We start from the raw sequence: 26,279 nt of genomic DNA, 5'->3' as shown, positions 1-26,279 counted from the left end.
AGGAACCTGCATCCCTTAAAAATCCGGAAGTAAATCATAAGCCTTGAATCCCCTTCCTTACTCCTTCAAAATCTTCTCACTCAGGGCAGTTTTTGCCGAAGATAGGGTGAGCAAATACATTCCTTTGGTCAGGTGTTGCATGTTTAAAGTAACGGTATGAATACCGGGTGAAGCAGGCAAATTAGTTTGGGTAAATGCCTGTTTACCCGCGAGGTCGTGCATTTGTAAGGATAAAGGTTGGTTGTCGGGAGTAGTATAGGTAATGGTGATGGTGTTTTGTGTGGGATTGGGGGAAAGTTGCAGGATTTGTAATTGTTGAATCTTATCGGTATAAACTGTATTAGAGGCAATATTGAGAAACAGGTTCCGATGCCAGTCAATTATACTGTAAGAATTATATCCCAAAACAACATCCTTATATCCGTCATTATCAATATCGGCAGCTAAAATGGCTCTTATATTTCCCAAATTTGAAATTGGAAAATCGGCTGCTTGAAAGTTTCCCATGCCGTCATTTTGATACCATTCTACCCTATCGTTTCCTATCGATCCGACAATGATATCCAAATCACCATCGTTATCTAAGTCTTCCGCACTTACGGCAACAGGTTCGTTAAGACAGGTACAGATGATTTCTTCACTAAAAGGAAATCCTTCGCCATTGTTTCTATACCAGATAGATTGATCGTAAAAAAGAGAGACCCCCACTACATCGGGCAGTCCGTCGTTGTCAATATCACCAACATCAAAGTCATTTATACCGGGCACAATAGCTATGGTAGAATAATTTGGATAAAATGTGCCGTCTCCGTTATTTTTAATCCAACCAATTATTCCGGCTTCCTCATTTTGGGAAGCTGCAAAAATGATGTCAGGAAATCCATCGTAATTCAGATCGGCAATCCTGATTTTTTGGATCGCAATAGGAACAATGAATGTTTGTTCGAGGCTGAAACTACCACTACCATCATTCGCATATCGGAAAAGTTGTTCTTCATAAATAGCGGCAACCACATCGGCATCACCATCATTATCAAAATCTGCGGCTGTTACTGCCATAGCTCCTTCTGCTGTATTGGTTATTAAAATTTGTTCGCTAAAATTGCCTTGTCCTTCATTTCTATACCATGCAATTTTATCATCGTTATAGGATGATGATAGTACATCAATAAACCCGTCGTTGTCCAAATCTGCTGCGAAAACAGTGTTTGCACCCCAAGCATTCCGGGTAATGACTTTTATAGTGTTAAACGTGCCGTTGCCTAAGTTTTCGAACCAGGCAATTTTTTTATCCCCATAAGAAGCCGACAACACATCAATATCTCCGTCATTATCTAAATCGGAATTAAATATATCATATAGTATGGCATTGTTCTCTGCCAATATATGCTGAACAAAGGTTGAATTATCCTGATTTTCGTACCATTCTACCCTATCCGAATAAGTAGAATTGGTGGTAATTAAAATATCAATATACCCATTGTTGTCAACATCCTGAACTGCAAAAGTACTGAGCGGATAGGTCATGTTTACGAGTTGAACAGGCCCTTCAAAAATAGCATTTCCATAATTCAACAATATATTAACCGTGTTATTATTTAAAGGGAAAATGATATCCTTATTGCCATCAAAATTGAAATCGATAAGGAAAAAGGGAGAATAACCGTTTGAATGTATTAAAATCGGATCAACAAAACTCTGCGTTACATCCCTCAAAATGAGGTATTTTTTAGAACCTGAATTAACTATCAAATCCTCGATACCATCGTTATTCATATCAGCTATAGCAATTTGAGTTGGATTAAAAAAGGCATTGGTAATAGTTTGAGGGACACCAAAAATACCATTTCCGTAGTTTTTATGCCATGCTAACCCATAAATTACTGAAGCTCCCGATATGACATCTTTCAGTCCGTCATTGTCAACATCCAATGCTGTTACGACAGAGGTCTGATAGGCATTTTGGGCTATTACAATTTGGTTTCCAAAATTGCCATCGCCAAGGTTTTCATACAAAGCAATCTTATGATCATAACTCGAAGCAGAGAGCAGGTCAAGGTCATTGTCGTTGTCAAAATCCAATATCTCAACAAATTTCAGATAATTAACGGCAGTAGTAATGGTTTGCAAATCACTAAAATTAAAACCCCCATTGTTTTTACTCCATGCAATTTTGTTGAGATTTTTAAACGCAAAAACCAGATCTAAATAGTTGTCATTGTCTAAATCTGCCAATTGTATATTTATATCACCACTTTCGTTCAAATGATGGGTTAGCATCGGAATTCCGGCATAAACACCCTCTACATTTTCAAAGATAGCAACCTTTTTATTCGGGCTGTTTAAATAAGATATTACAATGATATCCCTATCGCCGTCATTGTCAAAGTCAGCAGAAAGAATATTGATAGGATTGTTAATGATAGGAGCAATTCGCCAGTGCTGATCAAAACCGGTTTGAGCCTCTATAGTCAAGCTAATGCCAAAAAAGTTAAGAATGAATATGGCAAGCAATGTTGAAATAAAGGAGTATGATTTCATGGCAATGTTTTTGGATTGATTAATTAAAACTGCCCAACATTTTAGACCGAATAGTATATGTTTGTTTTGCTATTTAAAAAAGTATATATCCAAATGTTATTAATTTCTTGTTTCACAATATCAAAATTTTATCTTAAAACTGGATAAAACTGTATCCTACAAATGTAGGAATTTTAAATCCAAAAAGCTACAAACGCACTTAGTTTCTAATAAGAAACACACTTCTATTGAAAATAAGAGACATTAAGAATTGGAAAGGGAGATATCGAACTTTTAAATCTCTTATCCACTGAGCAAAAACTAACTAATCAGATTAGTTTATTGATTTTATTTCTTTTTTTGAATTTTTAGCAAGCTCCAGCACCAGGATCCTTACCGACAAAGCGATAATAATAATAGCCCCACCTAACAAAGCCTGTAACGAAGGTTTTTCACCATGTCCTATCCAAACCCATACCGGATTTAAGACCGGTTCAATCATTGCCAGCAAAGCGCTCTCTATGGCAAGGGTTCTTTTCAGACCGTAGGTAAACAATAAATATCCAACTCCTATTTGAACAAATCCCAGAAACATCAACATCCCAAATTGTTCTGTAGAGGGGGTGGCAGACATGGCAAAAAAAGGAAAACAAATCAGGACGATCCACACATTTCCCCAAAAAACAGCAGAAATATAATATCGGTGGTCATTCATGCGCTGCGAAAGCAATAAACCAGCCAAAAACACTCCGGACAACAAGGCAATCAGATTTCCCCAACCCCCACCGCCTTCGAGATTGTCAGAAAAGAACAAACCCATCCCTGCAACACAGGCAATAATAGTAATGACATTGATTTTTTGTAATTTCAGACCAAACAACCGGGGCTCCAACAACAACACATAAACCGGTGCGGTATATTGAAGAAAGATAGCGTTTGCAGCAGTAGTCAGTTTGGTTGCCGATACGAAGCAAATCAGTAACAAGGCATAAAAACCGGAGGCAATAAAAGCAGTCTTATTGACCAAAAGTACTTCACGGCGATAAACGGCAGCAAACAAAATTCCTGCAAACAGGGAGCGGTAAAACAATATGGTCATTGCGTTAAACGGTAGCAACTTGACAAACAACCCGCCGGTACTCCAGACAACCGATGCAATAACCACTGCTGCAATTCCTCTACCGTGTTCACGCAAATACAAAGGCTCCATAAACGTTAAAATCTTGAATTTTGTCGTAAATTTACCTTTATTAGTATATCCTTTACCTTTTTAACCCTATTTTGTGTGAGGTTAAAGCAACCCTCCCCCCTATTCGATACGTTCTTGTTTTTGTAAATCGCAATCATCCATCAATTCAAATTCAAAACATCCCGGTAAATCATGAAAAAACTAACCTTTTCATTTTTGGCTTGTATGGCCATTCTTGGCTATTTATTGGTTTTATCACCATCCTGTTCTGACAAATGTGAGCAAACTTACACTTATATGGCTTATGAGCCGGTTTATCTGTCGCTCGAAGAGTTAAGACAACCCATAACCGTTTCTGCTCCTCGGGATTTAAAACAATCGGGTAAAATCTATTTCAAACCGCCCTATCTGTTAATCAACGAACCACTTAAAGGCATCCATGTCATTGACAACAGCAACCCTGCTTCTCCTCAAAACATTGCTTTTATTGAGATTGTCGGAAATGTGGATATGGCAGTTAAAAACAACATTTTATATGCCGACAGCTATATTGATTTATTGGCAATAGATATTTCGGATCCTGCCAATGCGACCTTTATTTCCAGGACTGAAAATGTTTTTGCAGATAATTTTCCTTTCAGCCCTGAAGAAGGAATCGTTACGGAATACCAGCAGGTAGAAAGAACAGAATCTTATGACTGCAATCAGGGTTATCCGGTCATGTTTGTGGATAATATGGTAGATTCTTTTGAAGGAGGGCCTGTCAACACAACAACCTCAACCGGAGGAGTTATGCCTCCTTCATCAGGAGGAGATACGCAGTCTAACGCACCATCTGTAGGGGTTGGAGGTTCTATGGCTCGTTTTACCCTTGCCGGTGATTACCTCTATATCGTTACACTCAGCAGTTTACAAACTTACTATGTCGGAAATCCCGCACAACCTTCTACCACAGGAACCACCAATATCGGATGGAATATTGAAACCATATTCCCCTTTCGAAACCATTTATTGATTGGTTCTCAAACCGGAATGTTTGTTTATGGACTTTCAAATCCGGCTCAACCAAATTATGTTTCACAGTTTTCACACGTAACAAGTTGTGATCCCGTTGTTGCAGAAGGAGATTATGCTTATGTAACCCTTCGTTCCGGCACTACTTGTCAGGGTTTTTCCAACCAACTTGAAGTTTTGGATATTGTAGATTTAACCAACCCCATTCTGATAAAAACCTATCCAATGACCAATCCACATGGTTTAGGAATTGACAACAGTACTTTGTTTATCTGTGACGGAGATGCCGGTCTGAAAATCTATAATGCTTCCAATGTCTATCAGATTGACCTAAATCAGATTGCACACTATGACAACATCAACGCTTTTGATGTCATTCCTTACAATCAAATATTGCTTATGATAGGTGCAAACGGTTTATATCAATATGATTACAGCAATCTTCAGGAAATCAGTTTGCTTAGTACCATTCCGGTTAAGCCATGATTTTAGTTTCATCAATTTAAAACATACAATCCGTCTAATATGAACTAACTTAAATTTTTAGTTCAAAACAGCGCTGTTTTTCGTTTATGTTCCCCGATGGTTTTCACCATCGGGGTTTTTTATGGAGTTTAAACAAAGTACTTTTATCTGTTTGAAGCATCCCTCGCTGCGAAAACACAAATCAACACATCAAAATTTACAATTCTTCAAATCCACTTTTAGAGGTTTCAAAATGGAACACACTATAAAAAAGCGGTATAAAAGCCCGGTGATTCAAACTTAAGCAAAGGTGATTCAAACTTAAGCAAAGGTGATTCAAACTGAAGCAAAGGTGATTCAAACTGAATCAAAGGTGATTCAAACTGAAGCAAAGGTGATTCAAACTGAAGCAAAGGTGATTCAAACTGAAGCAAAGGTGATTCAAACTGAAGCAAAGGTGATTCAAACTGAAGCAAAGGTGATTCAAACTGAAGCAAAGGTGATTCAAACTTAAGCAAAGGTGATTCAAACTGAAGCAAAGGTGATTCAAACTGAAGCAAAGGTGATTCAAACTTAAGCAAAGGTGATTCAAACTGAAGCAAAGGTGATTCAAACTGAAGCAAAGGTGATTCAAACTGAAGCAAAGGTGATTCAAACTGAAGCAAAGGTGATTCAAACTGAATCAAAGGTGATTCAAACTGAATCAAAGGTGATGAATCAAAGGTGATTCAAACTGAAGCAAAGGTGATTCAAACTGAAGCAAAGGTGATTCAAACTGAAGCAAAGGTGATTCAAACTGAAGCAAAGGTGATTCAAACTGAAGCAAAGGTGATTCAAACTGAAGCAAAGGTGATTCAAACTGATTGCGTTTTTAAAGTTGCCCTTTCAGGGTTTTTTGCCGATTGGTGTTTGTTTGTTACAAACATTTCACCTTTTCGAGGTTCTGTCCATCACTCCACAAGCGCTCGCTGTTCTTATAGAACTCCCAATAATTACTCAAATTTAATCCCGGACTAATGTTAATTATTAACTTTGCGGAAATAAGAAGAGAAGCATAACTTCAGGAATATAAGACAAAACATGGTAACAGCATTTGCACCTGCGACAGTGGCGAATTTGAATTGTGGGTTTGATGTGTTGGGTCTGGCAATTGAAACTCCGGGCGATGAGGTTTCGGTATGGTGGAATGATGTTGGAGAAGTTCGCATTGTAAAGATAGAGGGGGATGATGGCAAGTTGTCCTATTTGCCGGAAGAGAATACTGCAACCGGTGGGATTTTAACGATGTTTGAAATGGTGGGTAAAGGGTCAAGGGGAATAGACGTGGCGATCAAGAAGAAGATGCCATTTGGCAGCGGATTAGGGTCGAGTGCTGCAAGTGCAGTAGCAGGGGTTATGGCGGTGAATAAGTTGATGGGCAGCCCTTTTACAAAAACGGAGCTGGTCGAGTTTGCGCTTGACGGGGAGGTCATTGCGAGTGGTTCGCGCCATGCGGATAATGTTGCACCTTCGATGATGGGCGGTATTGTTTTGATAAAAAGTTATCATCCGCTTGAGATTGTTCAGCTACCTGTGCCGGAGGGGTTGTGGGTTACGGTAATTCATCCGCAAATTGAGATTTTGACGAAAGAGGCGCGGAATATTTTACCCAAAGAAATCGGGCTAAAAGAGGCTATCATTCAAACCGGAAATATTGCAGGTTTTGTATCTGCGCTTTATACGGGTGATTTCGAGTTGATGGGAAAATCTATGACGGATCGGTTTGCAGAACCCTATCGGGCGGCACTAATTCCGCAATTTGATTTGATGAGAACAAAAGCTATGCTGCACGGGGCAATTTCTTTTGGGATTTCGGGGTCGGGACCTTCGGTTTTTGCGTTTTCGAAAGGGGAAGAGACTGCGTTAAAAGTGGCAACAGCGGTTAAAAGTTTGTTGAACAACTTAAAAATAGAAACAAATAGCTATACCTCTGCGATTAACCAAAGCGGTGCAAAAGCATGGCATGATTTAGGGTAGCGTTTTTTGGCGAGCAATCCCCCCATCCACTACCATTTTACTACTTTTAAAGTTTGAACGCCATTTGGGTTTGAAAACCGGAACAGATAAATGCCGGCAGGCAAATGTGCTATTGAAACTGTTGATGAGGGATGGGTTAAATCTATTGTCTGTAGGCATTGCCCTTTGATGTCGGTCAGCAGGAGTTTTGTAGCCTGAGGAACACCGGATACCTGTACAAAATCTGAAGATGGATTGGGATAGACCTCAATTTTTGTTTGAAGCGGTGGTTCATTTATGCTAACAGGAGTTGAGAACCCGGGATGTTGAAATTGTCTGAAAAACTCCCAAATCACTTTACTTGCACTGAAATCTTTGTTCGTGCCGGCGAGAAGAATGATGGACCCCGGCCAGGTATGTCCGCCGCCTGTTACTTTGTAAAAGGCAACCGAAGTTTGGTCTTCACAACTGAGGTAATCAAATCTTTCAGCGGTGGAACCGTCTGTGGTGTTGATGTCGGGTACGGGGGTGATGACCGGAGTGGTTGAACAGGTGTTGTGAGCTACCCAAAAATCAACCAAATCTTCGATTCCCATTGATCCACTGCCGCCTTCGTATGGAACTGTGGGGTCATTGGTACCGTGAATTTGCATGACCGGAACAGGACGTTCGGGGGAGCAGTTGAGTTGCTGGAGTATGGTCATCGAGCCGGTAACCGAGGCGATTGCGGCAATTCTGTCTGAGAGTTCACAGGCTAAAGTATGGGACATATAGCCTCCGTTTGACATGCCGGTACTGTAAATCATGGCAGGATTAATGGAATAATTAGCAGAAATAGTATCAATGAGGTTTGAAATAAATCCAACATCGTCAACACCGGTGGCAAAGCCTGAATTCCATCTCAAACTGCCACCGGCATCGGGGGTTCCGTTTGGTAAACAGATAATAAAATTGGCAGTATCGGCAATGCTTCTGAAATCGCCATAGATAGTTTGCTGCAAATTGTTCGACCCATATCCGTGCAGGTTGAATAACAGTGGTACAGGAGTAGAGCCGTTATAAGCAGCGGGAACATAGAGGCGATATGCGCGGGTAATTCCATCGTGCTCCATGGTCAAATCAATGGTTTGCTGGGAATAAACCGAAAATGTTGCAAACAAAAACAGTAGCGGGGTAAGAAGCTGTTTCATAATATGGAGATAATTGAAAGTTAACAGGCAAATATACAATCTTAGAACCGTAATGAGATAGGGAAGAAGGTTTAGAGCAAAAAAGGGATTAATGCTTTTCTGTTTTTAGGATAATGTTCAAAATGTTGTAAATACCAACGGTGGTGAGCTAAAGCACGGGGCACCAAATTGGCGATGCTCCACCACCAGAAGGTAAAACCGGGCAAGGAGCAGGTCATCAGGGCAAACCCTCCCCATTCGATCAATTCTCCAAGCAGGTTGGGGCAACTTATATACTCAAAAAGGCCGCCATGTGGGATATGGTAGGAAACATCGCCGGGTTTTCTCAACCCAATGAGGCGGTAATCGCTGTAGATATTGATGCACATTCCCAAAAGGAAGAGTGCAATACCGGATATAAACTGCCAGGAAGCAATCCAATCGGGGGGGTAGGCAGCGAAATGTGCAAAATAATAACCTAAACCGAAGCCGTTTACCAGATTGAAAAACAGAGCGAGCAAAACAATCATGAGGGGCATAAATTTGCCTTTTGTTCGCATAAAAGCCGGGAATATGAAACTGCGGTGGAGGTAATGCAACAAAAATAAACCTATGAATATATAGACCACAAAAGGAGATTGCTCATTGTTTTTCCCGATTAAAAAGAAAAGCAAGAGCCAGATCATGACCGGAGTTTCCATCAAAACCCATCCCAACCGGTTGTTAATCATCAGCCCGAAACCTTGTTTTGTATGCCTTCCGTAAGGGGCGGTCTGACGGAACAATAGCCATAAAAAGGCAATCAGGCCTATAAAAATCCATAGATACTGGATGGATGAAAATACGGACCAAGTCATAAAAACCGGGATTATGAGTTAGAATTAACGTACCATGGAACAGGACAGGGGAGGGTTATTCGCGCACGACTAACTGAACGGTGTTCTTGCCTTTTTGTTCGAGCAAGACTTCCCGCCCGTTGACGAAACGTTTGATGGTATTTTCGGTATAGTGTCTGATGGTGATGAGTTCGAGGTTGGTAAAGATGCGTTCGTTGTAGTTTGTGTTCAGGTCTTTGAGCAAAGGCTCGACTTTATAGGTAATATGGTCAATGCAAGCCGAGAAACTAATGGCTGCATTTTGGCTGAGGTTAGCTTTTACGCGATGTTTGGCAAATAAATCATAAATATTACTCAAATTTTCTTCGGCGATGAAGGAAAAATCCTTACTTCTGACATTGAGCAGCATTTGATTTTTCTTAATTACCACGATAGGCGGAATAGAAGCGATATCCACGGAATCTTCTGTATGGATGATAGTTCCGGATTCGTCCGGTGCAAGAAAAGACTGGACGATCAATGGTATTTTTTTATTTTGAAGAGGTTTTATGGTTTTTGGGTGGATGACCTGTGCCCCGTAATAGGTCATTTCTACGGCTTCGTAGTAGGACAGTCGTGGAATTTTGACAGCATCGGCAACCAAACGGGGGTCGGCACTTAAAATACCCGGTACGTCTTTCCAGACAGTCATAGATTGGGCATCGAGGATATTTGCAAAGACGGCAGCCGTATAGTCGGAGCCTTCGCGTCCGAGGGTTGTGGTAAAATATTCAATGGTTGCACCGATAAATCCCTGGGTGATCACCATTTTATTGTCATTAAGCAAGGGCAATACTTTTTCTCTGACCTGCCAGTTACTGACCTCCCATTGGATATTGGCTTCCCGCCATGTATTATCGGTTTTGATACATTGCCTGACATCGAGCCATTCGTTTGAAATACCTGCAAAATTCAGGTAACTACTCACCAGTTTTGTAGCCAGCAACTCACCCAACGATACAATTTGATCGTAAATAAAATTATAGTCTGCCAGAGGTTTATTGTCCAAAATCTCTTCGACATGTTTCAGTAAAAACTCCATTTCTGCATATACGGTATGATTTCTATTGCCGTCAAACAAGGTATCAGCAGTAGAGAAATGAGCATTTCTGACTTTGTCCAAAAGTATTTTTGCCTGTCCTGTTTCCTGAGTATAGGCATTGACCACGTCTTCCAACGCATTGGTAGTTTTTCCCATGGCAGAAATCACGACCACCAAAGGGAGCCCGGTATATGAATTCAAAATATTGGCAACATTGAGGACAGAAGGGGCATCTTTGACCGAAGCTCCTCCAAATTTGAATACTTGCATAGCTTTGATTGTGCTTTTTTCAGGTAAAAAGTTAAGAAATTCTAAATAGACATGCTGTTTCAAAAAGCCTGCAAAAGTAAATTATTATTGTGAAGCCCGCAAAAGAATCACGTTCGTTTAACATTGGATTTTGACCGTTTGATTTGTAAATTTTTTCAATGCTCATACCTGAATAAAATCAAATTGCCGAATTTTAACAAAAACGGTAAAAAAGGTTATTTTTGTGCAGATTCTTTTTCGAACATTCACAATATTGAAGCAAATGACTAAGCACTCTCTTCCTTTTGAATGGATGGAAACCAACCAAAAAATTATCAGTGGATTCAGAGAAGGAAGACAACAGGTTTTAGTTAATGTGTATAAAAAACTGCTGATCATTGTTTCGTCCTATTTGTCGGCCAACAACGGGACGTTTGAAGATGCTAAAGAGTTGACCTGGAGCACCATGGAAGCTTTCAGAGTGAGATGTTTAAATCCTTCGTTCAGTTTGACAAATACAGATACCGGCGAAGAAATTCCTTTTAGAATTTACATCGCAGGGATTTACAAAAATATCTGGAAAAAAACCCTCAAGCAGCGGAAAAAGGATAATTTTTTGACTTCGGTTTCAGATATTGAGGCAATTGAAAACTTAGGCAATCATCATACATTCTCTCAAAAACCGGAAGAAGCTTTTGAATATAAAGAATTGTTAGGGTTGGTCATCAGCAAAATAAAAATGATGTCGCCCGGATGCAGAAAGCTATTTTATTTGCACGTTTTTAATAGTTGGTCTCATTCTAAAATTCAAAATTCCACTAAATTAGCAAATTCTGTGAGTGCGACACAAACAAAAATGTATATATGCAGAGAAAGGTTAAGTACTCATTTATCGGAGTTGCTTGGGAATGACTGGGACGACATAAAAATGGTTAAAAAATTTCTTTCGAGGAAAAAGGTAAAAACAAAAAATGGACAAATCATTAACAGAAAGAATCAGGAGTTACCTTGAGGGTCAAATATCGGAAGCAGAAAGAAACGAGTTTGAACAAGAATTGTTAAAAAACCGTGAATTACTAAGTATGACAGTATTAGAACAGCTTTTACTTGATTCGATGAAACAGATTGTCAATGAGCGTTCTTCAAATGCTTTGTTAAAATGTCAGGATTTTGTAGGGGATACAGGCATGAATTTGTTTTCAGAAACTGACAGAGACAGGATAGAGCGATTTTTTTCGTCTGTTAAAGTTGAAAATTACTTGCTGACAGACCTGATGGAATCTTTTGAAGTAGCCGAAGACTTTGAATCATATACGACCCGAAGCAGTACCGGCAGTTCACAACCTATTATTCAGGTGTTGTTACCTGAAAATGAAGCTGAAGTAGCAGGTACATTAAATATAGAGTTGAAAACACCTGTTGACCATTCGCTTATCTTGAACATCCGGACAAACAAAGGAATTTTTGTTTTGAAAAACTATATACTCCCACCCAATCAAACTTCTTTTAGTATTGAACTTCCGCAGGATTTAAAGCCCGGAAGATATTATTGGCAGTTAAAAGCAGCGATTTCAAATCTTAAAACCCAACAAGATTACGGAATTGCTCTGCAATCTTTTTTTATTGAAAAAAGACTGATGCCATAAGGAATAATTCAAACCCAACGAAATATCACCCATTCATACTGATGCTCAACTTTTCTAAGTATTCAAGATGAAAGAAGTTGTATTGGATATTTGCAAAAAAGAATGACAATTAAGGCTTATTGACATCAACGACAATGCGGGGAGTTTGGTTAGCCAGTTGCCATGCGGTGTAAAAAACGAGTAAAGTTCTTTTATGCAGGGCGTTGAAATTTATTTTTTCAAGGGTGTCGGAGGGTTTGTGGTAATCGGCATGAGTTCCGTTAAAGTAAAAAATAACAGGTATTTTGTTTTTGGCAAAATTGTAATGGTCTGAACGGTAATAAAACCTGTTGGGGTCATTTGGAACATTGTATCGGTAATCCAAATCGAGTTTAGTATAAGATTTATTGGCAGCTTCGTTAATGTTGTGAAGTTCAGTACTTAGTTTGTCTGAGCCGATGATATACACATAATCACCGGTAAGATGTTCGGGGTCAATACGTCCAATCATGTCAATATTGAGGTTGGCAACTGTATTACTCAAAGGGAAAATGGGACTGAAATCTGTATAAAACTGAGAACCCAAAAGTCCTTTTTCTTCTGCTGCGACCGGCATAATCAGGATGCTTCTTCGAGGGCCTCTACCGGCTTGCTTAGCTCTCCAAAAGGCTTCAGCAATTTCAATCAGTGCAACGGTACCCGACCCGTCATCGTCAGCTCCGTTATAGATTTCACCGTCTTCGATACCCAAATGATCGTAATGCGCTGTCAGGACAATGACCTCGTTTTTGAGGTCGGTTCCTTCAATAAAGCCCAAAACATTTTTTCCAAACAACTCTTCCCCTTTTTTGGTGATACTCAGGCTGAGGTCAGTAGAGACATTCAGGTAAAAGGGGTGATTTTGGAGTTTGTTTTCCAAATCATTCAACCTCATATTTAGCAAAGCTTCTGCCATTTCACGGCTGATGTACAAGGAATTGGAAGAAGCCTGAGTGTTGCCGGAAGTTTTTAGTTCAAAAGAATCGCTGTTAATAAAATGTTTGAGTTGCTCCACATTTTTCTCCACATCATCCACGACAATTAACAGAGCTTTGACTCCTTTTTTAGTGGCCGTTTCCAGTTTTTTACGCCAGTTGGTTGTCCATTCTGAAGCAACCAACGAGTTGGTTAATAGAAACTTATTATCAGAAGTTTTAGGTTCTCCGTGCATCACTACTACTATTTTGTCTTTCACGTTCACCTCCGTACTGTCAGGTTGCAGGTAATTATTATAGCGGGTATCTTCGATTCCGTATCCTAAAAAGACGATTTCGGAGAAATTTTCAATCAGTGTTTTATTGCTTCTCGGAAAACAATAAAAGTCTTTCTTAAAATGATAAACTTTGCCATGAATACTGACGGATGGGCTATCCCAAGCCTGACGCTGAAGTGGAAATTCCTGAAAATAAGTGCCGTTTAAAGGAGGGATTCCGATAGCTGCAAACTGTTCTGCCAAATATTTGGCAGCCATTTCAACACCTGCCTGCCCATTGCCACGACCTGCATATTCGTCAGATGCGAGAATAGTCAGATGTTTTTTGAGGTCGTCTGTGGTGATGGTTTTTGCAAAAACAGGAGCTGTTTTTTTGCCATGAGATTTCGGCAGAGCTGAGGTTTTTTGTGCAAAAGCTCCCTGAACCATGAAGGTTGTGAGGATAATCAGGAGAGATAACTGTTTGAGCAGACTATTGTTAGACATAGTTATATTGATTTGTTAAGACTTAAATAACCGGTTGTTTAATGAGATTTCAGACTTTATGATTCGCAATGTTAAAACAAAAGAGTAAGAAAAACTTTTACTATAAAGAGCTTATTTAGTGAATTTCAATATTTTTAGTTGATCGAGATTCCCATATTAAGAGAAATCAGAGAACAGTCAGGTTGTGGTAAAAGATAGTTAGTTGCCGGTAAAAACAGGGGGGCGTTTTTCGACAAAAGCAGAAATACCTTCTTTGTAATCGGAAGAGAAACCGGCCAATTGTTGATAATATGCCTCTTGTTGAAGCATGGTTGATAAGTCGGATTGAAGCGACTGGTTGAGCATTTTTTTGATATAAGCCACAGCCTTTGCAGGAGCTTTGGCAAAATAAGCACTAACTTCATCAACAGCGATATCCAGTTCTTCATGAGGAACGACTTTGTTGACCATTCCCAAAGCCAATGCTTCATGAGCGCTGATTTTAGTTCCCATTGCTGCAATTTCAAAGGCTTTTTTCATTCCGACAATACGAGGAAGAAAATAAGAAGACCCACTATCCAGCACGAGACCCACATGAATAAAAGCTTCGATCATCCATGCTTTTTCAGAAGCGATAATCATATCGCAAGCAAGGGCTAAAGAGCATCCTGCACCTGCAGCAACACCGTTCATCCGGCAGATTACAGGTTTGGGACATTGGTAAATTGCCTGAATCATTGGGTTATATCTCCGCTCTACTGAATCGGCGAGGTTGCGATCCCCAACCTTATCTTTGATTTCCTTTAAATCCTGTCCTGAACAAAAAGCCTTGCCCGCACCGGTCAGGACAATGACTCTAACAGAAGGGTTTTTCCCTGCTTTTTTTACTGCATCAGTAAGTTCGCCATTCATCAATTCAACAAAAGCGTTGAAATTTTCGGGTCTGTTGAGCGTAATTAAAGCAACTCCTTCAGATTCCTGGTAAAGAATGTGTTCGTACATATTTGTGAGATTGTTTTTGAATGGTTGTTTTCGGGTTTTCCTGCCCAAATGGTTGGATTAGTCTTTACTCATTTTGAACAAAAATTCTTTTTCTTCTCTGCTCAGGTTTTCATAACCAACGCTGGCTATTTTTTCAAGAATATAATCTAAACGTTCCTGATCAGAAGCAGATTTGGAAGAATTTGGAGGAGCAGCATTTTGTTGTTTAGCTGAATTAGGGTAAACATATTTTGGGTTTTTATTGACGCGGAGCGAATGTTTGTTAAACAATCCTTTGATAAACAAGAGCACCTTTTCTACAAAGTTATTGAAGGGGATAGACAAGTCGTTGCCGCGCTGCAACTGATTGATGAAATAATACCCAAAAATAGCCCCACCAAGGTGAGCTATATGCCCCCCGGGATTGTCTTTGGCAATTGTGGTCAAATCTAACAGAATAAAAGCCAGAGCAATATATTTGATTCTGACCGGTCCTAAAAGTATCAAAGAAATCTGATGATTGGGTTGAAGGGTAGCAGCAGCTAAAACAATAGCCATAACTCCGGCAGAAGCACCCAACATAGGGACATGAAGAAACGGTTGTAAAGCAGGCAGGACATTAAACATCAAAATACAAATCAAAGCGCCGACAATTCCGCCATAAATAAAAATTGGTAAAATTTTCCGGTTGCCTAAGTAATTATACAGTATTTGTCCGAAAATCCAAAAAGTCAACATATTGAAAGCGAGATGCCATATCCCGTCGTGTAAAAATATATAGGTTACCAACGACCATGGTTTGAAAATAATTTCCCTGAGCGAAGCAGTAACCATAAACCACTTCATGACAGAATCATAAACATAAGGAAGACTGATTAAAAAAAACAAAAGATGCAGAATATTATCGGCTATGTAAACAAAGATGTTTACTAACACTAAGCGAGTAACCATGCTACCATGCTCAAACTGATTTTTTATGTCCTGAATGATTGAATCCATTCCAGCAAAAGTTAGATTTCTTAATAAGATTTAGAAAAAAGACAGTTGTTTATAAGGTTTATAATGGTGGTGATATGTTGCTTCACTTCAGCATTTACAAACAACTTGTCAAAAGTACGAAAAAAATAAAATCCACAGGCTTTCCTGTTTTACAAACTGCATTCGTCCGCAAACAATCAACTAAATCGGTCAAAGGTTTGTTTTCCCCGTGTTATCGTTATTCCATATAAATTAAAGTATTCGGTTGTGTTAGGTAAATATCTTGATATTTTCAGTGATCCCTTTTTTTGGTTGATGGCAGTCATTGCTGTGTTTATCGGGTTTATGACTTATCGCAGGTATGTTTCGGGAAACAACGGGGTTAATGAAGAAGTCGAACATCTTTCAAAACTTCTGAATCATTATGAACTGTCTTATATATTGTCGGAAAACATTCCGGCAAATGATGTATCACAACTGTTTCCGGATTCAGAAGCAAGTCAACCACATATTTATACTTATCGCAAGGTTTGGGCAGAGAACAAGAAAGGGGAAACGCTTGAATTTATTGCCCGGATTGAATATAAAAATGCTTCACTTGCTGCAATCAGGTGGGTACCTTCCTTAGCATCCACTAAGTTGACAAACTAATTTTCCTGAACTTCAGAGAGGCGGACTATTTCTTTAAATTCAGTTTCCGTCAAAGGCATTACTGACAATCTGCTTTGCCTGACCAAGCCAATATTAGCAAAAATAGGATTAGACTTTATCGTTTTAAGCGAAACGGGATAGGTTAACGGACGTTCAACGGTAAAATCTACAACTACCCAACGATTATCATCTGTTGACGGATCGGGATAATGTTCTTTGACAACCCTTGCAATACCTACAACAGCAGGATTTATGTTGCTATGGTAAAAAAGGGCTAAATCACCGGTTTTCATAGCAATCAAATTATTTCGTGCTGCATAGTTTCGAACTCCTTCCCACATATCCGTTCCTTTTTCGACAAATTCCGGCCATCCGTAAGTCTCCGGATCTGATTTGATTAACCAATACTGCATGGGTATGAATATTTAAATGGTGTTAGTATAAAAAGAATATCTAAATGGTCATGGGTCTAACCTTTCAATTCTTTTACCAAAGAAGAATGTTTTTCTGCCCAGTCTATCACTGTAGTGCCTTCTAATTTGCTGTTTACCCATTCTAAATAGTGAATGCGGTAAAAAGAATCTTGTTCGAATTCATCTTCTGCATACATTTCGAGTTTTTGACGCAGTTTTGTCAATCCTGCTTTCAGTTCTTTTTTATCGGCAAATTGTGCACTATTGCGCATAAATCTGATGATTAATGATTCAACATTGTTAGAAGCTTCTGTTTGGAATAAAAAGCGGTAAGTAGCTCTGCCTAAAGATTCGAGCAGCAAATCGTTTTTCAATTCGAAATGAATAAGCAGATGCAAAATACGGGCACTTCCGTGTATTACAGGCAGGGTGTCGAAATCTTTGTCATCTAAAAGTAGTTCTAATTCGGTAAGTGCATTGTTTAGATCTCCTTCATAAAAATAAAGGGCGGCAATGTTAAGTCTGTATTGCAGGTTGTTTCCTTTATTGCGCTGTGCAAAGGCATTTGCGAGATATTCGCGCATTTTTGGGATCAAAGAAATGGCTTTTCGATAACTTTTCTGATAATAAAAAGCATCGAAAGGTGCGCCATAAATGGCATCCATGACTACATTGACAGACTCGGGAGTGATGTTACTTAGGTTGGAAGAATACCATTGTTCTGTTTGTTCGACTAATTTGTCGAATCTATGATAGTCTTCAAGTTTAATCAATGGCAACAGAACTCCTTTTACCGATACCATATATTTTTGAACATTTCCAGTTTTCAGCATCGGGGTATTAAACTGATCGAGTTGCAATTGTGCATAATGCAATGCTTTGTAGAAGTCTCCACTGCCCATGTAATAATTAACCCAAGTATTACAAAAGAAGAGGCGGGCATTAAATGACAAAGCCAGATTGAGATCACTTAACAAAGGATGAGCAACAGTTTCAGTAAATTCTTCATAAAGACGTTTATGGCGGTCGAGTCTGCTGATGCCTGTTTGATTCAGAAAGTGAAGCGATTTAAGATATAGGTTATAATATTCCTGACAATTGCCGGTAACAGCAAAAATTTCGCTTTTTTCGTTTTGTAATTTCATTCGCTCATCGAAAGTTTCTGTTTTATAGGGCAGAATTTCGAGTTGCAGGTTAATTAGTTCAATATGCCAGCTATATTGATTTATGATATTGTCCGGATGAAGGAGTTTTCGGGTAGCTTCTACTTTTTTTAAAGCCTGTTCCATTAAACCGCGGTCAATCAGAGCTTCAATATGTCTGATTTGCATCCTTAACTTATGTCGGATAGAAATGCCTGCTGCATCATAGTTTGCCAGACAATCTAAAATTAACTGATGCAGGTAGTTTTTTGCAGCCGAGAACTTTTGGGCAAATTTTTCTTTAGAAAATTTTTTTACCAGTTTTTCTTCATCATACTCTTCCTGTTTATCTATTGCATCAAACAATCGCAAATAAGGGTTGTCTTTTGCGTCTGTGTTTTGCTTGTAAGCATATTTTTTAAAGTAAGCTTTTTCAGTTACAGTCAGTGTTTTGATCAGGTCAAACAAATCAGTAGAATAGGTGGCCATTTTTCCTATGTTAGTAGGTTTATGGAAATTTTATTTTTTCAGACAAATATACGACGTATAGTTTCAGTTAACCAATAAAGACGACTTTACCTTTCAGCCCGTTCTTTACTATAGTGTTTATTCTGTTTTGTAATCCGGTTCTTCACCTTCATCTTTTAATTTATTAAACAGGTCTTCAATTTTGTCAACTTCGTCTAAAGTATCATCGAGAAAAAAAGCGAGTTCGGGTATTCTTCTCAACTTATGGCGAAGTTTTCCACCCAAATCATGGCGTAAAACGTGATAGTTGTCTGCAATTTGCTGTACCGTTTGAGCTTTATCGGGTTGATTATAGACGCTTAAATAAATTCGAGCCAATAAAAGGTCGGGAGTAATCCGGACATTGGTAATGGTTACAAATGCGTTGCTATAATATTTCCCTGAATTTTTAATGAAAAGGTCAGCCAAATGATGATGTATCAGGGAAGCAGTTTGTTTTTGCTTAATACTCTCTGTATTCATAATGTATTTTGGTATATTTTTTTGATTACTCAGATATCTCTGTTTTATATCAAAAAGTAAAGGATAGGGAATAGAACGTTGATTTGTTGCAAATAGTTTTAAAGCAACCTTTCACAATGCAGCGTTCCTTGCTCTGTGTATTTATTCAGAATGTAAAAGTAAACATTTAAAATTGGTTTAAAAAATCTTCAACTTTAGCTTAACGTTTTGGAGTTAAACTGGGAAAGTATTGTAAAGCAAACGCAATTTTTACACAGTACAAATCATTTCATTCCCTAAACATCCCGTATATTACAACCAAAATTACTTTGGCGGAATTTCAATCGCTATCTCTAATCTAATACTTAAAACAGATGGAGCTGTTAACCCCCGAACCCTGGGCTGATTATGATTTGATTGACACCGGTGGATTTGAAAAGTTAGAACGATTCGGAGCATATATCATACGCCGTCCTGAACCGCAGGCAATTTGGCAAAAAAGCCTTTCTGAAGAGGACTGGTTAGAAAAAGCAGATGCGAGATTTAACAGGCTTTCCGAAAAACAGAGAATAGCAGATGGGAATGAACAGGGCAACTGGCAAAAAAAAGCCAATATGCCCGACCAATGGCAGGTATCCTATCACTACAAGGAAATGAGTCTCAAGTTTCGGCTCGGATTAACGGGCTTTAAGCATGTCGGGATATTTCCGGAACAGGCTGTTAACTGGAATTTTATTTACGATACTATAAAGCAAACAAATGAAGAGCAACCTTCAGTGTTAAACCTTTTTGCCTATACCGGTGGTGCTTCTTTGGCTGCTTGTTCAGCAGGTGCAAAAGTTGTTCATATCGATTCTGTCCGTCAGGTAATTCATTGGGCTAAACAAAATATGGAATTATCCGGGTTAAATTCGATACAATGGGTTGTAGAGGATGCACTAAAATTTGTCCGGCGCGAAACCCGGCGTAATCACCGTTATACAGGCATCATTTTAGACCCTCCTGCTTATGGAAGAGGGCCAGACGGTGAAAAATGGATTATTGAAAAAGATTTGGATGAATTATTGCAATTGTGCAGTCGCTTGTTGTTGCCTAACGGATTTATTATCATCAATGTCTATTCACTTGGATGGTCTGCTTTAATTCTTGAAAATCTATTCCGCCTTCATTTTTCTGGTTTCCTGCACTATATAAGGTATGGAGAACTGTTTTTACCCGACAGCTTTGGAAACAAACTTCCGCTTGGTTCTTTTTTATACCTCATTAAAACAAATACGACACCCTGATACAGTTTCAACATCGCAAAACTAATCGTTGCATTTAATCTGTCAGGATTTTCAAGGCCTGCTTATGTTGTGTATTTCGGTGATTAGCAACTTGAAATAACCGTTGATTCCTACCATACTCTTCTTTTAGGCTATAGGTGGCATTTTGAAAAACAAATTTCATAGTATAAATGAAATTCTTTGTCTAAAATCTACCTGAATTTTCAGCACCTAACTCCAAATTGATAATTTGTTGGAAGAAATAAAAAGCTTACGAATAAAAGTGATAAAAAAGTTACTATTTTGGTGAAGATTACTACATATATGAGATAGCCGAAGTGTAATTTAGACATCAATTGAATTTTAATTTTGTTAAACTTAAAATGATATAAGATGAAAAAGAAAAAGATGATTATGTTGTTGGCAGTCTGTATCCTATTCCTTGTAGTACAAATCCAAACCGGCTTTGCAAAAAAAGGATTTATTCCTGAAAAATCGGATGAAAAAAAGGAAAATTCCGATTGCTTACCGGGTCTATCTCAAACAGAACTCAATGTTAACAATGTAAGGGCAAAACTCTTGCTTACCGGAGATGGATGGTATGATCCTATCACAACCACCCCCGGATATGAAGTTCCTAAAGTAGAAACAGGATCGGGTCAACCATCACTTCATTCATTGTGTGGTGGAGCTATGTGGATGGGGGGAATAGATAATTTAGGACAATTGAGATTTGCCGGAAAAGGTATCGCCACGAATGGATATGACTATTGGCCGGGACCTTTAGATAATAATGGGCAAACTATGTCTGAAACCTGTCAAAATTTTAATCGCTTTTGGGAAGTATTTAGCTATGAGATTGATATTTTTAAAAAAAGTTTCAAAGAATCGGAGGGCAATCTAAATCCGACGGAAATACCTGATAACATTTTATTTTGGCCAGGTAAGAACAATCCTTGGTTTGTTGATTTTGAACTTCCTGCTAACCAAAATCTGGCACCATTTTATGATTTTGACGATGACGGTCAGTATAATCCTGTAAAAGGAGACCACCCGGCTCTTGACTTTGGCTGCGAAGGCATTTATGCTGATCAAATGATTTGGTATATTATAAATGATAACGGCAATGAGCATAAGTTTACCCCTTCACCTTCATTGGGTTTTGAAGTCAGTATTATGGCATTTGCCTATAAAACATCTGACGAATTAAACAACATGACTTTTTATCACTACAACATAGAAAACAAGTCGAGTCTAAAGATTGACAGCATTTATCTTGGAATTTTCGCACTTTCACATATTGGAACGAGCTATGACGATTACATGGGTTGTATTCCAAAAGAAAATATTGGAGTATTTTATAACGGAGATCAATTTGATGAACTTGGTTATAACGATACTCCACCAATGTTGGGATTTGATTTTATAAAAACTCCCCGTAAAATCATTGGATATGATACTGAAGGAAACGCAATATATCAGGAATTGGGCATGACCTCATTCATGAAACTGGGTACAGGTTTCTCTTTTGATTCAGATCCTTTTCTTGCCAGTCACTATTACAATTATCTTAGAGGAAGATGGACTAATGGCACTTTTTTAACGTATGGAGGCTATGGAGCTTTTGGAGAAGTAATCTATCCATTTATATACCCGAGTGATCCGACTGATACCAACCCTGAAGCATGGTCGGAATGTTCAGAGAATAATACCCCATTTACTCGTTATTTTATTCAGGCTACCGGACCTTTTTCGCTATCTCCGGGTTCTTCGGAAGATTTATTATTGAATATGATTTGGATACGGGATGGTTTGGAACATCCATGTCCGTCCTTTCAACCGCTCATACAAGCTTCCAGAAAAGCACAGGCTTTGTTTGACTTATGCTTTCAACTTCAGACCGGTCCGGATGCTCCTGACCTTTTTATACGTGAGTTGGATCGCGAACTAATCATTTCACTTTGGAATGATACCGTCACTTCAAATAATGCTTTTGAAAAATTTGCAGTAGCCGATCGGATACTGTCTTCTCAGGACATTTCAGACTCATTATACACTTTTCAGGGCTACAAACTATATCAGTTGGTTTCTCAAAACGTTACTCCCGATCAATATGATGACCCTGACTATGCCCGGCTTGTAGCACAAGTTGACAAAAAAGATGGTTTGTCAAAATTGGTGAACTGGGAGAAAAATAGTGAATTTCTAACTTTAATTCCAAAGCTAAAAGTGGATGGAAGCAACAATGGAATAGTCAATTCTTTCCGGATTACGGAAGATCAATTTGCTACCGGAAATAAACGATTGGTCAATCAAAAGAAATACTACTTTTCTGCGGTTGCCTATTCTGCCAATTCATTTCAACCATATAATCCGGCCTTTCCTTTTGCTAAATCTCAGCCAACACCCTACCTCGAAGGGCGAAACAACATTAAGATTTTTACTGCAATTCCACATATACCTGCACCACAACGGGATGGAATTGAGCTAAACAGCCAGTTTGGTGAAGGTCCGCCAGTTACCCGAATTTCTGGTATTGGAAACGGAGGACAGTTATTAGAACTTTCGGAGGAAAGTGTTTTACAAATAATTCAAAACGGCTATTTTGACAACCCGGTTTATCAAGGAGGGTTTGGTCCTCTGAACATTCAGATTTTTGACCCGTTCAATGTGCCGGAAGCAGAATTTTTACTCACAATCGAAGATAATACTTTTCCCAGTTATACTTATCCTAATTCAGGAACCCTGCTTTTAGACAATGAGCACGAAGTGTTTTTGTATGAATCACCTGATTCGGATGAGATTACTGCTTTTACTTATGATTTAACAGATTATGAAGGGCAGACTGACCATGCTTTTGTGGTGATAGTTGCCGGAACACCACAAATTGAAGAATTGATGGCTTTTGACAACACGGCAATACTTCAAAGATCCCAGGCTTCAACAGTCAATATTCCTTTGTTTAGCAATGATTTTGCTCCAGATGGTATAAATTTTTCTTTAGCCTCTGTTGAGCAATCTGTAAATGGCGCAATTATTTCGCAAAATGCCGAAACGGGAATTGTTACTTATCAGCCAAATTCAGAGTTTAACGGGATTGACCGGATAAAATATACCATCTCTTCCGAAGGTTTTGAAAGCAAATCAGCTTATATCCATATCAAGGTTTACCCTGCTGAGGTTGCAGCCATAGATTTGCTAAGTGCAAATGATGATTTGTTTTTTATACAAACCGGAACAAGTACTGTTTTAGATGTTCTTGAAAATGATATTGCTAAAGAGTTGAAAGGATTCACGATTTCACCAAAGTCAAAATGGACTTTAGAAAATCTGACTTCGGGAGAATTGTTTATTTCAAGCCAGGATATCAACAACGGGTATGTTCAGCCAATAGGAGGATATTCAGGACAATCACTTGGATTTTCGATTGCAATACAGCAACAAAAAAAGCCCAATAAGTTTGAAAACGCTGTCCTTTCTGCTTCATTGAAATTTGAAGACTTACGTCAAAACTGGTTTTCTCTCGTTTCCGATGATGAGGGCAATTCTCCTTTCAACTGGATTAGATCGGGTTCTTTGGTGAGTACAGAAAACAGTGTAATCAATGACAACCGTACTGGAACCTCTGATGATTTTTATGATCCGGGAGAATTGTACGAAAATATAATAGATGGTAAAATTGCACCTTACTGTCTGACTAATCCAAAATTTTCAACACCTGCTCTCTACAAACCCCTATCTCCTGCATGTTCAGACTGTACGGGAGAAGAAATGCCTCCTACCTTTAATTTGGAAAACATCCACAGTATTGATTTAGTGTTTACTCCCGATAAAAGCAAGTGGACCCAATCTGTTGTAATTGAGATGAGCAAAGATAAGATACTTGCACAGGGGAATGCCGTTAAAAACGGAATTAGACACCACGCTTCATGGAATCATGAACTAAATAATTACGCCTTGCCTGTCAATACAGGGGTTTTATATCCGGGCATTCGTTACTTTGTTTCGGGCAGTAACGCTTCGGCTGTTCTGTACACAAATATGGATGGTCTAAACGTTGTCAGACAGGCATCCACTTTTTTTGCTGCCACAGATATTGACCAACCAACTGATTTTACAACAGTCAATGGAGCAGAGTTATATGATGCTTATGATATTGGTCGTTCGTGGTTTCCGGGTTATGCAATTAACCTTGAAACCGGAGAACGGCTAAATATTATTTTTGGTGAAAATTCTTTTTTTGCGTGTGAAAATGGGCAAGATATGATTTGGAATCCCAACTCAACATTAATCAGCTCTCAAACCTCGTCAAGCATGTTCAGAATTGGAGGTGAACATTATGTTTACGTAATGAGTAGCAGATATGATGGTGGTGCAGTCAACCAACAAAGGCTCATTGAATCAGAATTGGATAATAATATAACCCACAAACGGGCGGTATTTGATGATGCAATGTGGGTTACTCTTCCATATATCACTCAGGGCTTTGGTCTGAAATCACCGGAAGATGGACTAATCCCATCTATGGCTGAAATTAATATCAGGGTTGCACGACCTTACCAACAAAAGGATAATCAACAGCCTAAATTACAATACAGATTTGATTTTAAAGACTTAGCAGTCCGTAAAAAACAGACCGAAATTGCACAAAAAGCTTTAAGTCTGGTAAATGTTGTGCCCAATCCGTACTATGCCTTTTCTATGTATGAGTCTTCTAACAATGATAACTTAGTCAAAATCACCAATTTGCCCGCAAAAGCAAACATCTCAATCTTTTCACTCGAAGGTTCTTTAATCAGAACTTTTAAAACTGATTTTAAATATCCGGATATGGATACTGCTGCCGGAGGAACGGAGGAATCCAAACAAATCAATACGGTAGAATGGGACTTAAAAAATCAAAACAATCTAAGTATTGCAAGTGGTATTTATTTGATTCATGTTTCTGCCCCTGATTTAGGCGAAGAAACTACGCTTAAATTTTTCTGTATCAATCGAAAACAAGACGTATATCCTGAATAGAAAGAATTTTTTACAAACCTCAACATACCAACTATAAATAAGTTATCGTTAATTCCATCTTTTCAAAATTCATTTCAACACACAACTCAAATTTCCAGTCAACTATGAAGCAATTTCGCCTGCTTGCCACAATTATCTTGCTTTCTTCTTTTGGATTTACCTCTGTTCCCAACAGTTCGGCCACTAAAGAAGTCATTGACAAAATGTTTCTTGCAATAGACAACACCAAAACAATGCAATACACTTTTCATCAAAAAGAACGCATGATCAAGGGATGGAATATAGCTGAAACTTTTACAAAAGCCCATTTAAACCCCTTGAAAGTATATTTAAAAACTACCGCAGATGGAGGACATATTGAAGTATTGTATTCACATGGTGAAAGAGGTGGTAAAGCACTTATCAAACCCAACGGGTTTCCTTATGTCAATGTCAAGTTATTGCCAACAAGCAAACAAATGATGAGTACTCAACACCACACAATTTTGTCAATTGGTTTTGGAAAACTGAAACGAATCGTTCAGGATGCCATGAAAAGATCAATGGCAGAAAACGGCTTCGAACAAGTGTTTAAACTGACCGGATCTACGACCTATGATGGTAAGGATTGTCATGTCCTGCAAATAACCGACCCTACTTTTAACTTTGTCAACTATACAGTCAAGGCTGGTGAAAATCTTTACGATATAGCAAAAGCTAAAAACATAGCGGAATATATGATTATGGAAAGGAACCCTGGTGTAGATGATTATTATGACATCAAAGCCGGTCAGGTTCTTAAAATCCCCACTTCTTACGCAAAAAAAACTACGTTATATGTAGATAAAAAATCCAACCTTCCAATTTTTCAAAAAATGGAAGATGATAAAGGGTTGTTTGAACAATACGAATTTAAAAACGTCAAGGTAAACCCGCTGTTTAGTGTGGCAGAATTTAGTGAAGGATGGAGCGATTATGGTTTTTAACCATTGCTAATGAATTCTGGTTGTCGAAGTTTG

General features: G+C 38.6%; 21 protein-coding genes. 10 read left to right on the top strand and 11 right to left on the bottom strand.

Annotated elements, in window-relative coordinates; all coding sequences use genetic code 11:
• Window positions 1-57: 57 nt before the first annotated feature.
• On the bottom strand, window positions 58-2,541 hold the full coding sequence (locus IPM47_12160) for a T9SS type A sorting domain-containing protein (GenBank protein QQS27637.1): 2,484 nt from the start codon (window positions 2,539-2,541) through the stop codon (window positions 58-60).
• Between the two features lie 313 nt (window positions 2,542-2,854).
• Window positions 2,855-3,730: an EamA family transporter gene (locus IPM47_12155; protein ID QQS27636.1), complete on the bottom strand. Its 876-nt coding sequence runs from the start codon at window positions 3,728-3,730 to the stop codon at window positions 2,855-2,857.
• Window positions 3,731-3,934: 204 nt separating this feature from the next.
• Here IPM47_12155 and IPM47_12150 point away from each other — a divergent pair, with 204 nt between their 5' ends.
• The 4 genes from IPM47_12150 to IPM47_12135 all read left to right on the top strand — a co-directional run bounded on the left by IPM47_12150 (window position 3,935) and on the right by IPM47_12135 (window position 7,204).
• A complete protein-coding gene (locus tag IPM47_12150) occupies window positions 3,935-5,209 on the top strand; it encodes a hypothetical protein (GenBank protein ID QQS31459.1) in 1,275 nt (424 codons plus the stop codon).
• A 310-nt stretch (window positions 5,210-5,519) separates the two neighbouring features.
• The gene (locus IPM47_12145) at window positions 5,520-5,702 is read left to right on the top strand and encodes a hypothetical protein (GenBank protein ID QQS27635.1); all 183 of its coding nucleotides are present in this window, start codon (window positions 5,520-5,522) and stop codon (window positions 5,700-5,702) included.
• 230 nt (window positions 5,703-5,932) lie between these two features.
• A complete protein-coding gene (locus IPM47_12140) occupies window positions 5,933-6,205 on the top strand; it encodes a hypothetical protein (protein ID QQS27634.1) in 273 nt (90 codons plus the stop codon).
• A gap of 63 nt (window positions 6,206-6,268) precedes the next feature.
• A complete protein-coding gene (locus IPM47_12135) occupies window positions 6,269-7,204 on the top strand; it encodes a homoserine kinase (protein ID QQS27633.1) in 936 nt (311 codons plus the stop codon).
• 29 nt (window positions 7,205-7,233) lie between these two features.
• On the opposite strand, the gene IPM47_12130 is transcribed toward IPM47_12135, so the two are convergent.
• From IPM47_12130 to IPM47_12120, 3 genes are all read right to left on the bottom strand, one after another.
• The gene (locus IPM47_12130; GenBank protein QQS27632.1) at window positions 7,234-8,373 is read right to left on the bottom strand and encodes a T9SS type A sorting domain-containing protein; all 1,140 of its coding nucleotides are present in this window, start codon (window positions 8,371-8,373) and stop codon (window positions 7,234-7,236) included.
• A gap of 71 nt (window positions 8,374-8,444) precedes the next feature.
• Window positions 8,445-9,209 carry a DUF1295 domain-containing protein gene (locus tag IPM47_12125; GenBank protein QQS27631.1) on the bottom strand — a complete coding sequence of 255 codons (765 nt, stop codon included), beginning with the start codon at window positions 9,207-9,209 and terminating at the stop codon, window positions 8,445-8,447.
• 55 nt (window positions 9,210-9,264) lie between these two features.
• The gene (locus tag IPM47_12120) at window positions 9,265-10,539 is read right to left on the bottom strand and encodes an aspartate kinase (protein QQS27630.1); all 1,275 of its coding nucleotides are present in this window, start codon (window positions 10,537-10,539) and stop codon (window positions 9,265-9,267) included.
• Between the two features lie 262 nt (window positions 10,540-10,801).
• On the opposite strand from IPM47_12120, the gene IPM47_12115 reads away from it, so the two are divergent.
• On the top strand, window positions 10,802-11,530 hold the full coding sequence (locus IPM47_12115; protein QQS27629.1) for a sigma-70 family RNA polymerase sigma factor: 729 nt from the start codon (window positions 10,802-10,804) through the stop codon (window positions 11,528-11,530).
• Complete coding sequence (locus IPM47_12110; GenBank protein ID QQS27628.1) at window positions 11,490-12,164, top strand: hypothetical protein; 675 nt, start codon at window positions 11,490-11,492, stop codon at window positions 12,162-12,164. Before IPM47_12115 ends, IPM47_12110 begins: the two co-directional genes overlap by 41 nt.
• 109 nt (window positions 12,165-12,273) lie before the next feature.
• Here IPM47_12110 and IPM47_12105 read toward each other — a convergent pair whose 3' ends face one another.
• From IPM47_12105 to IPM47_12095, 3 genes are all read right to left on the bottom strand, one after another.
• The gene (locus IPM47_12105; GenBank protein ID QQS27627.1) at window positions 12,274-13,881 is read right to left on the bottom strand and encodes a M28 family peptidase; all 1,608 of its coding nucleotides are present in this window, start codon (window positions 13,879-13,881) and stop codon (window positions 12,274-12,276) included.
• A gap of 198 nt (window positions 13,882-14,079) precedes the next feature.
• Window positions 14,080-14,862, bottom strand: a complete 783-nt coding sequence (locus tag IPM47_12100) for an enoyl-CoA hydratase/isomerase family protein (GenBank protein ID QQS27626.1) — start codon at window positions 14,860-14,862, stop codon at window positions 14,080-14,082.
• Window positions 14,863-14,919: 57 nt separating this feature from the next.
• The gene (locus IPM47_12095; protein ID QQS27625.1) at window positions 14,920-15,840 is read right to left on the bottom strand and encodes a rhomboid family intramembrane serine protease; all 921 of its coding nucleotides are present in this window, start codon (window positions 15,838-15,840) and stop codon (window positions 14,920-14,922) included.
• Between the two features lie 294 nt (window positions 15,841-16,134).
• Between IPM47_12095 and IPM47_12090 the strand changes: the two genes are divergently transcribed.
• Window positions 16,135-16,470 (top strand): hypothetical protein, encoded by a 336-nt coding sequence (locus tag IPM47_12090; protein ID QQS27624.1) that lies wholly within the window; start codon window positions 16,135-16,137, stop codon window positions 16,468-16,470.
• Here IPM47_12090 and IPM47_12085 read toward each other — a convergent pair.
• The 3 genes from IPM47_12085 to rbfA all read right to left on the bottom strand — a co-directional run bounded on the left by IPM47_12085 (window position 16,467) and on the right by rbfA (window position 19,015).
• Window positions 16,467-16,883, bottom strand: coding sequence for an EVE domain-containing protein (locus tag IPM47_12085; GenBank protein QQS27623.1), 417 nt, complete (start codon window positions 16,881-16,883; stop codon window positions 16,467-16,469). The two genes, IPM47_12090 and IPM47_12085, sit on opposite strands and share 4 nt — an antisense overlap.
• Window positions 16,884-16,939: 56 nt before the next feature.
• Window positions 16,940-18,514: a hypothetical protein gene (locus IPM47_12080; protein ID QQS27622.1), complete on the bottom strand. Its 1,575-nt coding sequence runs from the start codon at window positions 18,512-18,514 to the stop codon at window positions 16,940-16,942.
• A 117-nt stretch (window positions 18,515-18,631) separates the two neighbouring features.
• Window positions 18,632-19,015, bottom strand: a complete 384-nt coding sequence (rbfA, locus tag IPM47_12075; GenBank protein ID QQS27621.1) for a 30S ribosome-binding factor RbfA — start codon at window positions 19,013-19,015, stop codon at window positions 18,632-18,634.
• A gap of 353 nt (window positions 19,016-19,368) precedes the next feature.
• Here rbfA and IPM47_12070 point away from each other — a divergent pair, with 353 nt between their 5' ends.
• The 3 genes from IPM47_12070 (at window position 19,369) to IPM47_12060 (ending at window position 26,246) form a co-directional block, all read left to right on the top strand.
• Entirely contained in the window at window positions 19,369-20,280 is a 912-nt protein-coding gene (locus IPM47_12070; protein QQS27620.1) for a class I SAM-dependent methyltransferase, read from the top strand.
• A gap of 372 nt (window positions 20,281-20,652) precedes the next feature.
• Complete coding sequence (locus tag IPM47_12065) at window positions 20,653-25,281, top strand: hypothetical protein (GenBank protein QQS27619.1); 4,629 nt, start codon at window positions 20,653-20,655, stop codon at window positions 25,279-25,281.
• A gap of 104 nt (window positions 25,282-25,385) precedes the next feature.
• Window positions 25,386-26,246, top strand: a complete 861-nt coding sequence (locus IPM47_12060; protein QQS27618.1) for a DUF1571 domain-containing protein — start codon at window positions 25,386-25,388, stop codon at window positions 26,244-26,246.
• Window positions 26,247-26,279 lie beyond the last annotated feature (33 nt).

This window comes from Sphingobacteriales bacterium (assembly GCA_016700115.1).
Classification (GTDB): Bacteria; Bacteroidota; Bacteroidia; order Chitinophagales; family UBA2359; genus UBA2359.
Note: the sequence above shows the minus strand (reverse complement) of the source record. Positions and strands in the feature narration are given on the sequence as shown.

Coding starts and splice junctions, on each gene's coding strand:
- IPM47_12160 (QQS27637.1), bottom strand. CDS start 2,541: ATGAAATCATACTCCTTTATTTCAACATTGCTTGCCATATTCATTCTT.
- IPM47_12155 (QQS27636.1), bottom strand. CDS start 3,730: ATGGAGCCTTTGTATTTGCGTGAACACGGTAGAGGAATTGCAGCAGTG.
- IPM47_12150 (QQS31459.1), top strand. CDS start 3,935: ATGGCCATTCTTGGCTATTTATTGGTTTTATCACCATCCTGTTCTGAC.
- IPM47_12135 (QQS27633.1), top strand. CDS start 6,269: ATGGTAACAGCATTTGCACCTGCGACAGTGGCGAATTTGAATTGTGGG.
- IPM47_12130 (QQS27632.1), bottom strand. CDS start 8,373: ATGAAACAGCTTCTTACCCCGCTACTGTTTTTGTTTGCAACATTTTCG.
- IPM47_12125 (QQS27631.1), bottom strand. CDS start 9,209: ATGACTTGGTCCGTATTTTCATCCATCCAGTATCTATGGATTTTTATA.
- IPM47_12120 (QQS27630.1), bottom strand. CDS start 10,539: ATGCAAGTATTCAAATTTGGAGGAGCTTCGGTCAAAGATGCCCCTTCT.
- IPM47_12115 (QQS27629.1), top strand. CDS start 10,802: ATGACTAAGCACTCTCTTCCTTTTGAATGGATGGAAACCAACCAAAAA.
- IPM47_12110 (QQS27628.1), top strand. CDS start 11,490: ATGGACAAATCATTAACAGAAAGAATCAGGAGTTACCTTGAGGGTCAA.
- IPM47_12105 (QQS27627.1), bottom strand. CDS start 13,881: ATGTCTAACAATAGTCTGCTCAAACAGTTATCTCTCCTGATTATCCTC.
- IPM47_12100 (QQS27626.1), bottom strand. CDS start 14,862: ATGTACGAACACATTCTTTACCAGGAATCTGAAGGAGTTGCTTTAATT.
- IPM47_12095 (QQS27625.1), bottom strand. CDS start 15,840: ATGGATTCAATCATTCAGGACATAAAAAATCAGTTTGAGCATGGTAGC.
- IPM47_12090 (QQS27624.1), top strand. CDS start 16,135: ATGGCAGTCATTGCTGTGTTTATCGGGTTTATGACTTATCGCAGGTAT.
- IPM47_12085 (QQS27623.1), bottom strand. CDS start 16,883: ATGCAGTATTGGTTAATCAAATCAGATCCGGAGACTTACGGATGGCCG.
- IPM47_12080 (QQS27622.1), bottom strand. CDS start 18,514: ATGGCCACCTATTCTACTGATTTGTTTGACCTGATCAAAACACTGACT.
- rbfA (QQS27621.1), bottom strand. CDS start 19,015: ATGAATACAGAGAGTATTAAGCAAAAACAAACTGCTTCCCTGATACAT.
- IPM47_12070 (QQS27620.1), top strand. CDS start 19,369: ATGGAGCTGTTAACCCCCGAACCCTGGGCTGATTATGATTTGATTGAC.
- IPM47_12065 (QQS27619.1), top strand. CDS start 20,653: ATGAAAAAGAAAAAGATGATTATGTTGTTGGCAGTCTGTATCCTATTC.
- IPM47_12060 (QQS27618.1), top strand. CDS start 25,386: ATGAAGCAATTTCGCCTGCTTGCCACAATTATCTTGCTTTCTTCTTTT.